We start from the raw sequence: 14,395 nt of genomic DNA on the forward strand, positions 1-14,395 counted from the left end.
AGGCACGCCGTCCGGATCGTGGCCCACCATCTCGCCATGGAGCGAGTATTCGGTGAGACCGACCCCGTTGCCAGGCGCGTGGAGGAGCTACGGCTCGAAGCCGCTCTTCTGGGGAATCCTGCGTGGGCGAAGCAGCGGATCATCGACGGGGGCCTTCTCCGGGGTGTGTCCGTTCAGGGGGCGGTCTGGGCGCGAGGCTGGCACCACCTGATCACCCGATCTTCGCCCCGGCATCAAAATCCCAATGCCCTGCGGGAGGTGGCCGGTCGCGTCCGGGAGTGGCTCACCCCGGATCGAATCGCCGACTTCCGGGAACGCTCGTACTGGTCGCAGAGCGAGAACCCCACGCGCCGGATGACTCGGGCGCTCACCTCGGCGCTGGAGGCCCTCCAGGACCACCTCGACTATCCGAACGGCAGATGCGAGGTCACCATTCCCGTTATGACGTCCGAGAGCAGCAGCAATTACGGACGTTCTGACGTCGCGCTGCTGTCCAGTTCTCTTGAACGACCAGACATCGTCATCGAGATCGATTCGCAGCCGAACCAGGACGCGGTGAGGAAACTGCGGTTCGCGGCCGATGCCGGTGCTCTGCCGGTCTGGGTGCGGCACGGCAAGGGACCGGTTCCCGTACTGGACGGGGTTGCCGTGATCGATGTACGTCCTGACGCTCTCGCCCGTGCAGCGCTGCGCCACCGTCCGAAGCCGGCATACGAAGGTCGTGATCCCGGCGCTGATACCGGCCCGTACCTGTGGTGACGTTCCACTGATTTCGGGCTGCATGGAGGGATACCCGCTGCCGGAGCTGCTCGTTGGTCAGCGCATGGGCCAGAACATGTTGTACCGGGGCAAGCACTGGGAAGTCGCGGTCGTCCGGGCGCAGACGCGGCGGATACTGTGCCGGTGCGGGCTCGACGGCGAGCTCTGTGACGAGTGCGTCCTCGCCGGCGCCCCGGACGAGTTGCTCGTCGTGGCCCTGAAGGTGGTCAACGCCGAGGCGCTGATGCAGGGGCTGGTGATGCTGGCGTCCTCGATGGTGGTGGCCGTCGTGGAGACGGACATCGATGTCGCGATGGCGGTTCTCGACCGGGAGGCGCTGATGTTCGCGGCGGGCCAGGAGGCGGAGCTCGACGCGTTACGGCGGTTGCGGGACGAGGGGGTAGCCCGTCCGCGGTCCTACCTCGGGCACTAGGGGCACGTGTGGGTCTGCCTCCTTCGGTGCGATGCGGCACCCGCGCTTCCGGAGACCGGCCCCGAGCAGTGACGACATGGAACCCTCTGGAGTGGCTCAAGTCCCGCACAGCCAGGCGCCGTTCTGGGAACGCTGGCCTGTATGACGCCCGATGACTGGTTCAAGATGGCGCCCATAGGCGCCGCGCTCATCACCGCCTTCGCGTCCGTGTGGGTCGCGGTGGCGGGGATGAAGCGCACCGCGTTGACCGCGCTGCACACCGCCCACACCGGCCCGCGTACCGCCGCGGTGACCGCCTTCCTGGCGGCCGTGGACGAGGCCCGTCGCAAGCCCACCCAGAAGACCGTGGATGCTGCCCGGACGGCGAAGCTCGGGATCGTGGTCCTGACCTACGGCAACCAGGCGGCGACGGTGGCCGTCCGGGAACAGGCCCGCCAGTGCGTACGGGCGCTGCGCGCCGCCCAGGACAGCCGCTCCTCCCTGGCGCAGGTCCCGGCGGAGAAGCTGTTCGATGAGCTGGAGGCCGCCGCAGCGCACGAAGCGGCCGACCTGGCCGAGCTGCGGAAGGACGTGGGTGGCGTGGACCCCATCGACTACCGCACCGGCAAGCCCTACACCGCCGACATGCAGGACGCTCTCGCGTTCGTGATGAGCGTGTATGCCGATCAGCACGCCGCCTACCGCGACGGCCGGGCGGCGGTGGATGTCGACGGTGACGATCGCCACTCGGGCAGCATCCGCGCCGAAGCCGAGCACTAGCGGGCCAAGACCGGTCTGGACGTGCGGGGGATGATCGAAGGCAGTCACGTGCGGGAGACGCGCCGGCACCTGCGGGACCGGCACGGCGAAGCCCTTGGAGACTTGGGCCGGTACCGCAAGGAGTTCGCCGAGGCCGCCGCCGTGTGGATCGCCACTGCCCCCGAACCGCCCCGGTGATCCGCTGGTCAACAGTGGAGCCCGCCCCGTACTCTCCCGGGCACATGGGGCGGGCTCCGCAGTCGTCAGCCTGGAACGCGAGCGAGGACCAGTCCTCGTAATTCCTTCGCCTTGCCGGTTTCCCTCAGGAACTTGCCGACGTTGTGGAACTGGGAGCCGGTGGTGAAGACGTCGTCGACTCCTATGGCCGTGCTCGACACGGTGCTGCCGCCTCGTGCCTGAGGAAGTGCCGCGGATCTGAGACAGAGTGCCGACACGTGCTCTGAAACTGCCCCCAGAACCTACCGGTCAGCACGCTGCGTCATGCCACGAGCCACGAGACCCTACAAGGCGGCACCCACTCCGCCTACGAGCTCACTCGGCCATCGTCCCTACAAACCCTGGAAGTTCAGCGTGCTCTACACAGAGTCCCAGTTGACCGAAGCGGCCTCACCCTTCTGCCTCACCGGTCGAACCGGCCGACGCCGCGCGAAGGAAGACCAACGCGGCCAGCAGGACCATCGCCGTCTGGTGGCGCGGGGGAAACGACTCCCACAGATCGTGCGCGATGGTGTTCCGGACATTCGGCCCCGCATCCGGTTCGGCGAGCAGCAACAGGAAGCTCCCGGCCCATGAGCTTCCGGCCAGGTCCGGCTTATCGTCCAGGGAGCGCAAGAGTCCGCCCAGCAGGCCGACACCGCCGGCGGCTTCTCCCTTAGCCAGGTTGATCACCGGAATGTGCCGCTTGAGGTAGCGGCGCAGGATGCCCTCAACCAGGGGTACGGCGACGAACAAAGCGATCTCGTCGTACTCCCAGTACAGCCGGAAGGCGCGGGCCAGCAGTCTGGCGCGCTCGGCGGGAAGAACGACCGGGCTGGTGAGTGCGGTCGTCATCTCCCGGATGCTGGGCTCGAAGCGCTCCCACAGCACATCCAGCTGATATCTGATCAGGACACCGGTCAGTTCGAGGTGGATGACGCGCTGATCGTGCCCTGGGGAGTCCTGCCGTCCCGTGTTGTGGACGAGCACCGGTCCGGCCGTGTTGATCCGGACCGTGTCAAGACGGAAAAAGGAGGGCTGCAACCCCTGTTCGTCGCCCTCGGTCGCCAATGCGGCCGGCGGAGGCGGCGGGTAGTCGGCGATGCGCCGCAGCGCGTCCTCCAGGTCCTTGGCCTCGCCGATGTGCGCACCAGCGGCATCGAGGAGTTCCTCCGGCATACCGGTGTCGAAGCGTACCTTCTGGAACTCCAGGTCCTCGCGGGTCAACGCCTGTTGCTTCATACGGATATCCGCGTGCAGGTCGCTGAGACCCTTGTCGCGGGCATGTACGGCGGCATCGGTAAACATCATCAACTTTGCGATGCCGGTGAGCCGTTCGGCCGCGTCGGTGTAGGTGGAGGCGATGGCTCGGTTAATGCGCTCGACACCGCCCGAGTCGCCCTTGGTGACCGCCGCAAGGTCACGCAGGAAGGAGACACGGACGTGTGGATCACGCCGGTAATGCTCGGCCGCCCGCTCCGCGATGGGCAAGGCGTGGCCATGCCACTTGGACCTCTTCACGAGCGAGTTGAGCAGGGTTCCCACTACCCCGGGGCCCTCGTCACCCCTGTCCATCTCCGCCATGGCCCGGGCGTCCATGGTCGCGGCGATATCCGCGGCAGCAGGCAGGTTGACCGAGAGGGCGAGCTCGAACGCGCGCACTAGCGAGCGCGCCGCAAGGAGCCTGCCTCCCGACACCTGGGGGGCCGCCTCGAACCAGTCCGCCGACTCGACGTAGGAATCCACTGCCGCACGAAGGTGCTCGATCTTGGGACGGCCGGAGCTGACGACGTGCAGAAGGTCGTGAAGGTGGCCACGGGCACCGGGGTGTTCGGCCACTTCGGCGTACGCGGCCCAGATGTCGATCGTCCGGCTGCTGATCTGAGACAACTCACGAGGCCACGGCTGCGGCCCACCCCCTACGTACTGGCCGACGAAGGTGCCATCGCGCAGGAAGAAGAGGAACCCAGTACGGAGCGCTTCAACGTGCTCTTCGTCCAATCCTCCGGCGGCGTCCTTCGACGCGGCGCCCAGCTTGTCGGAGATGTCGAAGTGGAACACGAAACCCTGGGACGCCGCGTCGAAGGCGGCCAGCGTCGCACTGTCGATCATGGTCATGACTCCCTCTCCGAGAGGCTCTCCGAACGCCGTCCCGACCCGGGGGAGGCGGCAAACGCCCGCATCACGGTCCAGCTGGCACCGGGCACAGCGTAGTGGCCGAAATCTCGGCACTTCCTCGTATTTTCTTAGGTGGCCCACTACTTGGCAGACTGCCAGAGACGTGCGGTGCTCCTTCTTCGGGAAGATCCACACGGCGCTACAGCACTTCGCCCGCCCTGGGCCGTGAAGCCGCGGCCGGGCGCGAGAAATGCACAGTTAGGGGAGAGCATGGCTCAGCCGACGGCAGCAGTGGTCGCGGTGTCCGAGATGGCGGTGGTCCGGGCCTTGGAGCTGGCGGGCAACCGCCTGATGGGCCGGAACGGCCGGAGCGACCGAGGCACCCTGCAGCGCATGGCTTCTTGGGACCGACACTCGTTCTTCCGCGTGACCGGGGAGGGGGCGGATAGGGTGCTCGTCGGCGTCTGGGAGGCTCCGGCCGCGCGCGGGGTGCCGGAGGAACTACTTCGGGTACTGGACGCCTACGTCCGGCTGCTCCTGGCGTCCGGCCACTCCTTGCATCGCTCCGACCTGGTGCAGACGCTGTCGCGGATGCCCCAGCAGGTCGTCCTGCCCTGGGAGGCGGACGAGTCGTCTGCGGCGTCTGTCACTCCGTGACTGGCACCGAACCGTCCGCCAGTCGACTCGTTTGGGCAGCTGGTGCTCTCGCTCCGGTGGCCGTCATGAGCGTCTGAGTTCTTAGCGGAGCGCATCGGACGCGGCCTCCCGGATGTGCCGGAGGCCCCGGGAACCGTGGTGGTTCCCGGGGCCTCCGAGCTGGGGCGAGCGGACTGCTAGGCCGGACTTGCTGGTGCGGAACTCGTGGCTGTTCCCCCGATCAGTTGGTCGCCGGGGTCTCCTCCTCGTCCTCCGCCTTCTTCCGTCGCACCGCGATCAGGGCCCCGCCGCCAGCCGCAATCAGGAGCCCGCCGATCGCGAGGAGCCAGGCGTTGGAGTCGGCCCCAGTGTAGGCAAGGGCTCCTGCCGAGGCCGCCAGGGCGGAGCCATCGGCCGGGGCCGCGGATGCGTTGGACGATGAGGCGGCGGACGAGAAGTTGGCCTCCGACGGTTTTGCACGCGTCGGCGTGGTCTTCGGTCCGCCGATCTGGCTGCTGCTCGGCTCGACCGTAGGAGCGGGCGGCGTGCCGGCGGGCTTGTGCGTCGGCTTGTCCGAGGGGGTGGGCTTCGGCGGGATGGCGGTCTTGGCGTTGGTGACGGTCACGGTCACCGGCGCCCCAGGCGTGACGGAGAAGCTCTTCGAGGGCTTGTAGACGTCGTAGCCCGCGGGTGCCTTGACCTGCTTGACCCAGCACTCGGCCTTCTTGCTGGTCACCGGCAGTTCACCAGTGGTGGTGCCCTTCGGCCCGGTGGCGAGGGTCAGCAGGGTCGCTTCGCCACAGCCGATGTTCACGGTGGCGCCGGGCAGGAGCTTGCCGGTCTTGTTGTCCTTGGCCTGCAGGAGGACCTTGGTGGCCTTGAAGGGGTCGGTGATGGTCAGCCGGGTGGTCGCGCTCGGTGTGACGATGACGTCCTGGTCGGCCACGACCTCGTGGAGCGGGCTGCCGGAGGCCGTCTCCTTGAGTCGGTAGACGCCCGGCGCGAGGTCGGGGAAGGTGAGCTTCCCCTGGGCGTCCGTCTTCCCGCCCCCGACCTCCTGGCCGGCGGAGTCGAGCAGCAGGAACGCGGCGCCGGAGAGCACGTCCCCGGCGGGGTCTTTCTTGGTGATCTCGACGCTGCCCGCCTCGGGGGTCGGTGTCTCGGCGTGGGCGGCCGTCGCTGAGGGAGTCGGTTCGGGGGACGGGGCGGCGACGGCGGCAGCGGGCGTGGCGAGCACGGCTGCGGTGGTCAGGGCGAGCACGGGCAGGATCTGGTGGTGCTTCATGGCGGGAACTCCGGGCGGACGGTCGGTACGGGGAGGGTGCGCTCGACGATCAGCTGGCCGTGTCGCTCGTGCGCCGGCGGCGGCTGAACAGGTAAAGGCCCGAGCCGCTGGCGAGCAGAGCGGTCGCGCCGGCGATCAGCCACGGTGTGGTGTCCGCGCCGGTGTGGGCGAGGGAGCCGGACGGCGGTGCCGGGGGCGTGCTCGGCGGGACCGGGGGCGTCGTGGGCGGGGCCGGCGGCGTGGTGCTCGGGGTCGGCGGCGGGGTGGTCGGGACAGGCTGGTCGGCGAGGGTGACCGTAACGTCGGCGCCGGGCTTCGCGGTGAACGCGACGGGCGTGGTGTCGAGCTGGTAGCCGTCGGGGGCGGTGGTCTCGGCGGCCCAGTAGCGGGTGCCGGCCTTGAGGGTGACGTCGAGGTCGGTCTCGGCGGTGCCGTTCGTGCCGGTGGTCAGCGTGGTGACGACCTTGCCGGGGATGTGCTTGCCAGTCTTGTCCTTCTCGTCGGCCCGGATGGCGATGACCGCGCCCGCGAGCGCCCGACCGGTGTTCTTGTCGATCTTCTTCACCGACAGATCGGCCTTCTTGAACGGGTCGATCAGGTCGATCGGGTTGGCCTGCGCGGTGCGTCCGGCGGTGATGGTGATGGTTTGCTCAGGCACGAGGTCGTGGATAGGGCGGCCGGAGGAGGTCTCGCGCAGGCGGTAGGTGCCGGCCCGGAGCTGGTCGAAGGCGACGACACCGTGCTCGTCGGTCTTGCCCGCGGCGACCTTCTTCCCGTCCTTGTCCAGGAGCTCGAAGGCGGCGCCGACCAGGCGGCTGCCCTCGGGGTCCTTCTTCCGGATGGTGACGCCGCCGGTCGCCTCGTCCACCGTGACGGTGGCCGCGTCCGTCGCGCTGGTGGTGCCGCCGGCGAGGAGCATGCGCTGGGCCGCAGGATTCTTCGGGGTGAGGACCTGCAGGTCGGTGGCGGGCAGGCCGTCGGCCTTCGCGGTGACGCTGGCGGTGCCCGCAGTCTTCGCGGTGAACGACCAGCTCGCGGTGCCGGCGCTGTCCGTGACGACCTTGCCGGAAGCCGTGCCGGAGCCGGCCTCGGCCAGCGCGACGCTCACCTTCGGCACGGGGGCGCCCGCGCTCGTGGTGACCTTCACGGCGACGGTGAGCTTCGTCCCGGTGGCGGTGGTCTTCACCGAGGGGGTGATCGTGAGGGTGTAGGGGCCAGCGAGCCGCTTGGCCTCGGCGAGGTAGCCCTGGGCGAGGGTGCGGGCGGTGGGTGAGACGACCGGGTAGGCCAGGCGCTGCTTGCCGCGGGCGCCGTCGAGGGCGTATGTGCCGCCAGCCAGGTACTCGTACACGACAGCATCGACGGCTGCCGCCTGCGCGTTGTCGCGGGTCTGCCCGTACCGCCCGATCACGTACGCCGCCTGGGCGAGACGCTCCTTGGGCACGGCCTTGCCGGTCACCGACGACGTCCAAGACGTCACCGGCCGCGGGGCGCCGTAGCCGTCGGCGTCGGCCGGGCCCTTGCGCTCAGGGTCGGCGCAGTACGTCTCGGCATCTCCGTGGACGGCCGGGCCGGGCGGGCCGTAGGCGCCGATGTGGGAGGCGTCGGCGTTGCCTTCGGAGTCGGGGATCGTGTAGCCGGGGCCCAGGGAGATGGGAGCGGGGGCTGCCTGGGCGGGAGTCCAGGCCAGGGTGCCGGCCACGCCAGCGGCGGTGGCCACGGCCAGGGTTCGGAGGGCACCGCTAACGGTACGGGCATGCACGAGAAAGGCTCCTTGGTGCGAGTGAGAGGGAGGATTCAGAGAGATCGGCCGAGGCCGACGCCCTTGGGAGGCGGGGCGACGGGCAGAGGGCCTGTCGTCTGCTTGGCTGGCGCTGGTGCGGCAACGTAGAGGTGACGGCGGGTGTGGAAGGGGACGTCCTGGGCGGTGCGGTGGACCGGCTCGGTGGAGATCAGCGAGGCGGTGAAGGCCGCGACGAGCGTGGTGGGCGTACCGAATGAGAAGCGCGCCTGCCAGTGAGGTTCGCTCGGGTATCCGCCCCAGGCCCGCCAGGTCGGACCGTCAGATCCCGTGGTGGCGTAGCGGTGCAGTACGCCCCCGCGCCCGTCCGGCGCCAGGAAGGTCTGGGTGCCCTCCGTCTTGACGCTGTGGCTCCAGCCGCGGGCGAACAGCGGCGCGTACGCCTCGTACGGCGCGGTCTCGTCCTCGTACAGCCAGTCGCGGTCGCTGTGCCGGTCTTCCAGGTAGAGGTCGAGCAGTTCCGTGTGGAGATCGTGCAGCAGCTCGACCGGTGTGGTGGCGTCGAGGGTGATCTGCCAGGCCACCGGGCCGAACGGGACACGGTTGGCGGCGATGGTCCACGTTCCCTTGCAGGGCTTGTCGGGTTCGAGGGCGAGGTGCGTCCACAGCCGCAGGCAGGGGCTGGTGGCGAAGGCTGTTCCCTCTTCGGGCTGGTGCAGTGACCAGTCCTTGTCGAAGGGGAAGGGCCAGGCGGTACGGGGACTGGCTGGGCCGGGTCCTGCCAGGTGGCGCGGAAGGACCTTCACACTCTGGGCGGGGTCGAGATTCTGGAACGGGTCGGACGACACGAAGTGGCTCCTGGAGAGGCCGAGCGCCCTCGGCACGGGGATGGAGAGAGTCGGCTCACCGGGCACGGCCACCGCTGCGGGCGACTGCCGGGGCGGGGGTCCTGTGAGCGGTACGGCCCTGGGTGCGCGGCGGCGCGGACTCGTCCCACACACCGGGGAACCAGACGGCGGCGTAATGCTCGATGGCGTCACGCAACCCGGTGGTGACGGCACCCTCCCACGGTGGCTTTCCAGGCCGGCGATACGTGGCGAACGTGCCGTAGTGCTTGCTGTTCACCAAGGTGTTGCGAGCCTCGTCGCGGCGGTGAAAGGTGCCGTGGTCCACGAAGTCGAGCGCCACCGCGTCGATCTCGCCTCGGTCCGGGTGGACGACCGCCAGGCGCAGGCCACCGTACGTGTCGGCGTGGATGGTGCGGCTGAAGTCGATCCGCAGCCGCAGCGGTGCGCCGGCGACGGGGGTGGCGTAGTACGTGTTGCCCACGACGGTGCTGTCGGGGAAGGGGAGGCACAGTTCGGCGAAGAACTCGGGGGCATGCAGGGACACGAGGCGTCTCCGGTCGAGGTCGAGCTGGTGTCAGCGGCGCGGACCGGGCAGGGGCGGGCGGCTGGTGGTGCTCCAGCGCGGGACGCTGGCGGCGGGGAGCGTGGCCGGGCGGCGGGATGAGACGGCCCTCTTCACGTCGAGCGGGGTCGGGGCCGGCGGGCTTGGCGGGAGGATGGGGGTGAGCTGGGCCATGCCCTCGACATAGCTGTGGGTGTCCTGACGCCAGCGCGGCAGCGGGGCCGGGTCAGAGACGCACTCGGTGACGGCCTTGAGCAGGGCGACGGGGGTGTCGGTGCTGGCGGTGGCGTACCAGAGGGGCCGGTCGAGGGAGGTGCCTGCCCAGATCTCCCAGCGGGCCGCGCGCGTGGCCAGCTCGCCCTCCGGGGCGAGGTGACCGGTGGTGAAGTGGAGTGCGGCGAGCCCGTCGGGGGCCTTGACCGCGAATGTGTCGGGCTCGGGGCGGTCGAGCTGCCAGCCGCGGTTGACGAGCACGACGACGGCGTGGAACGGGTTGTGCTCCGCGCTGTCGGCCACGGGGCGTGTGAGGTAGGCGTCGGGGCCCTGTTCGTATGCTTCGGCGAGGGCGGTGGTGAAGGCGGTCACGAACTCGGTCGGGGTGGAGTCGTTGAAGCACACGCCCCACGCGGGCGGGCCGAACGGGTCCTTGTAGGCGTTGATCCGCCACAGGCCGTCGTCCTCGCCTTCGGGGAGGAAGCCGAGGCGGATCTTGCGGTCCGGGGAATTGACGTAGACGTTGCCGAGGTCGTCGTGCTCCAGGTCCCAGCCGAGGGCGAGAAGCGGGGCGAGTGCGGGGTCGCCGATCGCGAGGGAGCCGGCGAGATGGCGCGGGGAGACGTAGACGTCGCCGTCGATGTCGGAGCGCGGGTCGGGCGCGGGGCTCATCGGACCGCCTGGGTGGTGACGGTGATCTCGTGGGCGGCGGTGTCGAGGCGCTCGTTGACCTCGGTGGTGTCGCGGCCGGTGACGATGTAGAACCCGGCTCGGGCGGTGAACAGGTCTCCGTGGGGCGGCAGGAGGATCGGCTCGCCGAGCTGGCGGGTCCACTGCACCTGGCGGAGCCAGGGGGTGTGGACGGCGAATTCCTGATTGATGTGGCGCTGGGTGAGGGTGCCGGAGGCGGCCGGGTAGAGCATGCGGATGCCTGCGGTCTCGTGCCGGGTCGGGGTGAGGTCGGGGGTACGGCCGCAGGCGAGGTCGGCTGCGGCCTTGGGCAGGTCGATGCCGGTGGCGAGGCCGACGAGGTGGCCGATCACGTCGCCGCCGATGCGTGCGTTGACCTCGATCAGGCGGGGGCGGCCGTCGACCAGGCGCATCTCGACGTGCTGGACGCCGTCGGTGATGCCCAGGGCCTTGATCGCGGCGCCGGCGACCGGCGCGACCTGGACGAGGAGCGGGTCGTCGCGGTCGACGGTGTGGCCGGTCTCCTCGAAGTACGGGGCCGGGCCGAGGCTCTTGCGGGTGACGGCGACGGCGGTGGTCTCCCCACGGTGGGTGACGCACTCGACCGAGATCTCCGGGCCGTCGAGGTACTCCTCGACCAGGACCGCGGTGTCCTCACGGCTCTGGCCGGCACCGGCCGAGGCGAAGTCGAAGGCGTCGGGCAGCTGCTCGGGCCGGTCGATGCGGATCACGCCGATACTTCCGGCGAACGCGGCGGGCTTGAGTACGGCGGGGTAGCCGATGGTCATCGTCGCCAACCCGGCCTCCACCAGGGACCGTGCCTTCATCGAGGCGGCCGAGGGCACGCCGTGGCGGGCGAACAGGGTGCGGGCGGTGGCCTTGTTGCGGCAGGCCCGCATCACCTCGACGGAGTTCGTCGGCAGTTCGAGCGCGCGGGCGAGGCGGGCGGTGGGTACGAGGTGCCACTCCGTCCAGGTGACCACGCCGGCGAGTTCGTGGCGCTCGGCGAGGGCACGGCCGGCGGCGAGCAGGTCGTTGGTGTTGTCGAGGTCGGCGACGGCGTGGTCGACGATGTACGGCTTCTCCCACGACGGCTCGGTGCCGGTGAGCAGGACGACGTCGTACGCGGCGGCCACCTGCTTGAGGCAGTAGCCGCGGTAGATCTCATCGCCTGGCGAGACGACGAGGAGGCGGGGGCGAGCGGACAAGAAGACGGTTCTCCGTATCGGTGGAGGGCGGGACGGGGTAGGTCAGGCGGCGCGGCGGCGGCGCAGCTCGAACGCGCTGGCCCAGCGGGGGTGGTCGTCGACCAGGCGGCGGGCGTAGAGGGCGGTGAAGTTGTTGTTCAGTCCGGCGACGCCGTGCGGGAGCTGGCGGCGCAGGTCCTCGAAGAGGTCCTTCACGCCGACGCGGGTGGCGCCGGCGGCGAGGCGGCGCGCGACCAGGCGTTCCAGGGCGCGGTACACGTGCGGGTTGTGTGCGTCGAAGGCGTGGAACTGCTCGGTGATGGTGCGACCATGCGCAGGGTTCGGGCCGAGAGCGACAGCGGGCAAGGGGGTCTCCACAGGCTGGGGAATGCGTGGCGCGGTCAGGAGTGCAGGGCGGGATCGGTGCGCAGGCAGGCGAAGGCACAGAACAGCCCGAGTGCCTGCAGGGCGGCGCAGGCGGTGATGACGTGGCCGAGTGCCTCGGGCGGGGTGAGCGCGGTGAGCACGCCGGCGACGGGGAAGGGCAGCAGGAGGATGAGGATGGTCACCGACAGGGTGCTGCCGAACTTCTCCGGCGGGATGAGGCGGGAGCGCAGGGTGCGCAGGACCACCGTCATGCCGCCTTCGCCCGCCATGAGGAGGGCGACGAGGATCAGGTAGGAGCGGTAGTCGGGGGCCTGGGCGGCGGCGAGACAGGAGAGCGAGGCGAGGGCGGCGCAGGCGGCGCCGACCGGCCACAGCCCCAGGCGGTCGATCGCGAACCGGCAGATGGTGACGGCCAGAAGCGTCGCTCCGGCGGCGGCGGACCAGACCAGGCCGACGGCGGTGGTCGACTGCCCGAAGTGCTGGACGACGATCACGGGGCCGGCCGCTTGGAGGAGGCCCGTGGCCAGGTTGGACAAGGTCAGCCCGGTCACGAGCCAGCCAAGCACGGGCAGGGAGCGGATGGTGCGCCATCCGGTGAGCAGGCCAGCGCCGGACTGCCCCTTGGGCGCACGGGCCGGGGCGACGGGCGAAGGGGGTGTGCGCAGGGCGAGCAGCGCGGCGAGCAGCGAGAGCGCGGTGATCACCGCGAGCATCTGCGGCGGGCCGGTGAGCAGGAGCAGTCCGGCGAGCGCGGGGCCGGCCAGGGTCGCGGTCTGGTCGATCCCGAGCAAAACGGCCTGGACCCGGTGGGCGCGTGCACCGGCTCGGCGGCCGGCAGCAGCCCCCGCGGTCTCGGCCGCGATGTAACTGAACTCCGTGAGCACGCCAGTGGCCGCCGCGAGCGCCATCACGGTCACGCTCGCCACGATGCCGGACGGATGAAGGTAGAAGAGGACCGCGCCAGCGGCGAGGGCCAGCGCCCGCCCCAGCGAGGCGAGGTGGAAGACGACGGATGCTCCGCGCCGGTCGACGACCGACCCGGCCCACCCGAACGCCGCCAGCCTCGGGATCCACTCCAGCGCGAACGCGGCGCCGGTCAGCGTGGCGGATCGTGTGGTGGCCAGGACCAGGAGCGGGATGCCGTAGGTGGACATGGCGAACGCCAGGGCGTCCGCCGTGCGCGGCAGGTAGATGCCGCCCATCAGCCCGGCGGTATGGCGCGCGTGCCGGGGCATGACCGTTGCGCTCACGCGATCGGCTCAGGCTCGGGCAGCGCGGTGACCTGCGGATTACTGGTCAGCCACTGGATCAGCAGGGCGCGGAGAACATCGAGGTCCCTCTCGCGCCCGGAGCCGGACAAGGACCCGGTACTCGGGGAAGCGCAGCCCTCTGCCTGCTCGGTCGCGAGCGAGGCCGCCAGGAGATCGAAGGTGTGCCGGACGCGGCTGCCGAAATCACTGACCGGCTCCGGACAGTTGTGGCAGCGGGCCCATCGGGCGGTCGCGTCGTAGAGGTCGGCCAGGGCCGAACCGGTCTCGGTGAGTTCCAGGCCGACGCCGGGAACGGACCGGACGAGACCATGGCCGCGGCCCGTCTCGACGGCACAGCGCAGGTGGTGCGGGGACAGGTCGTGGAGGATGCCGGCCAGCCGTCGCGGCGGTATCGCCCCGTTGTCGTCGATCTCGGTGATGAGCCGCACCAGCGGCGGCGAGGCCAGCAGCACGATGGCCTTGTCCAGTTCGGCGGAGTTGAACAGGGTGGTCATCGGCGCGGACCTCCCGCCGCGACGGCCGCCACCGGGCGGGCGGGCGTGGCGTGGGAGAAGAGGTCGCGGTTGCGCCACGTCGGCCGGGCCTGGTTGCTGACCCATCCCTTCGGCGCGGGCGTGACCTGGGGATGCCCCCAGACCGGATGCTGGCCGGCCTTGCTGAGGGGCTGACCGGCGGACCACGCTGACAGGGCTCCGAGAACGGGCCCCAGGCCATCGCCCGCAGCGGACAGCCGGTAGGGCCGGCCGATCCCGTCGGTGTCGACCAGGCCGTCGGCCACCAGCTGCCGCAGCGGCGGGTAGACGTTGGTCCAGTCGCTGCTCGGCATGACGATCCTGGCCAGGGTTCGGCCGCTCGACTCTCCGCGCTGCTTGAGCACCCACAGCAGGGCGGCGGCGTGACGCCGGGTGAACAGGATGAGGCTGTCCTCAACCTGCTCGATCGCGGGCAGTGGACGGTCCGGCTTCTCCAGGTGCTCCTCGGCCCAGGCGACGATCACCGGCAGCACCGGCAGCAGGGCGGCACCACGGTCGGTGTGGCCGTAGGTGACGTGCCGCGCGGTGTGTTCGGTTCGCTCGACGAGCCCTGCGTCGCACAGCGACTTGAGCTTGGGGTGGAGCTGGCCGTTCTGCAGCCAGGGCACCCGGGCCGCCAGCTCGCTGTAGCGCAGCGGCGGACCGGAGAGCGCCAGCATGATCCTGACGTTCCAGCGCGGAGTGATCATGGCGAGGGCCTCGGTGACCCGGGCGATGTCGGCGTCGGTGTCGGGAGGCAGAGCGGTGATGGCCAAGGGAGGAACTCCTGGGAAGTGAA

At 70.4% G+C, this 14,395-nt stretch carries 16 protein-coding genes; 5 read left to right on the forward strand and 11 right to left on the reverse strand.

The window, feature by feature from the left end:
* The first annotated feature begins 36 nt into the window (after positions 1 to 36).
* The 4 genes from GGE06_RS25150 to GGE06_RS25165 all read left to right on the forward strand — a co-directional run bounded on the left by GGE06_RS25150 (position 37) and on the right by GGE06_RS25165 (position 2,128).
* Positions 37 to 759: a hypothetical protein gene (locus tag GGE06_RS25150; protein WP_184931799.1), complete on the forward strand. Its 723-nt coding sequence runs from the start codon at positions 37 to 39 to the stop codon at positions 757 to 759.
* Positions 760 to 823: 64 nt separating this feature from the next.
* The gene (locus GGE06_RS25155) at positions 824 to 1,192 is read left to right on the forward strand and encodes a hypothetical protein (protein WP_184931800.1); all 369 of its coding nucleotides are present in this window, start codon (positions 824 to 826) and stop codon (positions 1,190 to 1,192) included.
* A 141-nt stretch (positions 1,193 to 1,333) separates the two neighbouring features.
* Entirely contained in the window at positions 1,334 to 1,951 is a 618-nt protein-coding gene (locus GGE06_RS25160; protein WP_184931801.1) for a hypothetical protein, read from the forward strand.
* A gap of 30 nt (positions 1,952 to 1,981) precedes the next feature.
* Positions 1,982 to 2,128: a hypothetical protein gene (locus GGE06_RS25165; RefSeq protein WP_184931802.1), complete on the forward strand. Its 147-nt coding sequence runs from the start codon at positions 1,982 to 1,984 to the stop codon at positions 2,126 to 2,128.
* Positions 2,129 to 2,557: 429 nt separating this feature from the next.
* Here GGE06_RS25165 and GGE06_RS25170 read toward each other — a convergent pair whose 3' ends face one another.
* Entirely contained in the window at positions 2,558 to 4,264 is a 1,707-nt protein-coding gene (locus GGE06_RS25170; protein ID WP_184931803.1) for a hypothetical protein, read from the reverse strand.
* A 270-nt stretch (positions 4,265 to 4,534) separates the two neighbouring features.
* Here GGE06_RS25170 and GGE06_RS25175 point away from each other — a divergent pair, with 270 nt between their 5' ends.
* Positions 4,535 to 4,921: a hypothetical protein gene (locus GGE06_RS25175; RefSeq protein ID WP_184931804.1), complete on the forward strand. Its 387-nt coding sequence runs from the start codon at positions 4,535 to 4,537 to the stop codon at positions 4,919 to 4,921.
* A 220-nt stretch (positions 4,922 to 5,141) separates the two neighbouring features.
* Here GGE06_RS25175 and GGE06_RS25180 read toward each other — a convergent pair whose 3' ends face one another.
* The 10 genes from GGE06_RS25180 to GGE06_RS25225 form a co-directional block, all read right to left on the reverse strand.
* Entirely contained in the window at positions 5,142 to 6,185 is a 1,044-nt protein-coding gene (locus GGE06_RS25180) for an MSCRAMM family protein (RefSeq protein WP_184931805.1), read from the reverse strand.
* A 49-nt stretch (positions 6,186 to 6,234) separates the two neighbouring features.
* Positions 6,235 to 7,905 carry an MSCRAMM family protein gene (locus tag GGE06_RS25185; RefSeq protein ID WP_312883287.1) on the reverse strand — a complete coding sequence of 557 codons (1,671 nt, stop codon included), beginning with the start codon at positions 7,903 to 7,905 and terminating at the stop codon, positions 6,235 to 6,237.
* Between the two features lie 77 nt (positions 7,906 to 7,982).
* On the reverse strand, positions 7,983 to 8,774 hold the full coding sequence (locus tag GGE06_RS25190) for an SPDY domain-containing protein (protein WP_184931807.1): 792 nt from the start codon (positions 8,772 to 8,774) through the stop codon (positions 7,983 to 7,985).
* A 55-nt stretch (positions 8,775 to 8,829) separates the two neighbouring features.
* Positions 8,830 to 9,318: a hypothetical protein gene (locus tag GGE06_RS25195; protein ID WP_184931808.1), complete on the reverse strand. Its 489-nt coding sequence runs from the start codon at positions 9,316 to 9,318 to the stop codon at positions 8,830 to 8,832.
* 30 nt (positions 9,319 to 9,348) lie between these two features.
* The gene (locus GGE06_RS25200) at positions 9,349 to 10,221 is read right to left on the reverse strand and encodes an SPDY domain-containing protein (RefSeq protein ID WP_184931809.1); all 873 of its coding nucleotides are present in this window, start codon (positions 10,219 to 10,221) and stop codon (positions 9,349 to 9,351) included.
* Positions 10,218 to 11,447 carry an ATP-grasp domain-containing protein gene (locus GGE06_RS25205; RefSeq protein ID WP_184931810.1) on the reverse strand — a complete coding sequence of 410 codons (1,230 nt, stop codon included), beginning with the start codon at positions 11,445 to 11,447 and terminating at the stop codon, positions 10,218 to 10,220. The genes GGE06_RS25200 and GGE06_RS25205 overlap by 4 nt, the downstream gene beginning before the upstream one ends.
* A gap of 42 nt (positions 11,448 to 11,489) precedes the next feature.
* Positions 11,490 to 11,792: a hypothetical protein gene (locus tag GGE06_RS25210; protein WP_184931811.1), complete on the reverse strand. Its 303-nt coding sequence runs from the start codon at positions 11,790 to 11,792 to the stop codon at positions 11,490 to 11,492.
* A 35-nt stretch (positions 11,793 to 11,827) separates the two neighbouring features.
* The gene (locus GGE06_RS25215; protein WP_184931812.1) at positions 11,828 to 13,063 is read right to left on the reverse strand and encodes an MFS transporter; all 1,236 of its coding nucleotides are present in this window, start codon (positions 13,061 to 13,063) and stop codon (positions 11,828 to 11,830) included.
* A complete protein-coding gene (locus GGE06_RS25220) occupies positions 13,060 to 13,578 on the reverse strand; it encodes a regulator (protein ID WP_184931813.1) in 519 nt (172 codons plus the stop codon). The genes GGE06_RS25215 and GGE06_RS25220 overlap by 4 nt, the downstream gene beginning before the upstream one ends.
* Entirely contained in the window at positions 13,575 to 14,372 is a 798-nt protein-coding gene (locus GGE06_RS25225) for a winged helix-turn-helix transcriptional regulator (RefSeq protein ID WP_184931814.1), read from the reverse strand. Before GGE06_RS25225 ends, GGE06_RS25220 begins: the two co-directional genes overlap by 4 nt.
* Between the last annotated feature and the right edge of the window lie 23 nt (positions 14,373 to 14,395).

Origin of the sequence: Streptomyces nymphaeiformis (genome assembly GCF_014203895.1) — a bacterium.
GTDB lineage: Bacteria > Actinomycetota > Actinomycetes > Streptomycetales > Streptomycetaceae > Streptomyces > Streptomyces nymphaeiformis.

Bases quoted from the DNA above. Each gene is read 5' to 3' on its own strand.
- GGE06_RS25150 (WP_184931799.1), top strand. From the start codon at position 37: ATGGAGCGAGTATTCGGTGAGACCGACCCCGTTGCCAGGCGCGTGGAG.
- GGE06_RS25155 (WP_184931800.1), top strand. From the start codon at position 824: ATGGGCCAGAACATGTTGTACCGGGGCAAGCACTGGGAAGTCGCGGTC.
- GGE06_RS25160 (WP_184931801.1), top strand. From the start codon at position 1,334: ATGACGCCCGATGACTGGTTCAAGATGGCGCCCATAGGCGCCGCGCTC.
- GGE06_RS25165 (WP_184931802.1), top strand. From the start codon at position 1,982: ATGATCGAAGGCAGTCACGTGCGGGAGACGCGCCGGCACCTGCGGGAC.
- GGE06_RS25170 (WP_184931803.1), bottom strand. From the start codon at position 4,264: ATGACCATGATCGACAGTGCGACGCTGGCCGCCTTCGACGCGGCGTCC.
- GGE06_RS25175 (WP_184931804.1), top strand. From the start codon at position 4,535: ATGGCTCAGCCGACGGCAGCAGTGGTCGCGGTGTCCGAGATGGCGGTG.
- GGE06_RS25180 (WP_184931805.1), bottom strand. From the start codon at position 6,185: ATGAAGCACCACCAGATCCTGCCCGTGCTCGCCCTGACCACCGCAGCC.
- GGE06_RS25200 (WP_184931809.1), bottom strand. From the start codon at position 10,221: ATGAGCCCCGCGCCCGACCCGCGCTCCGACATCGACGGCGACGTCTAC.
- GGE06_RS25220 (WP_184931813.1), bottom strand. From the start codon at position 13,578: ATGACCACCCTGTTCAACTCCGCCGAACTGGACAAGGCCATCGTGCTG.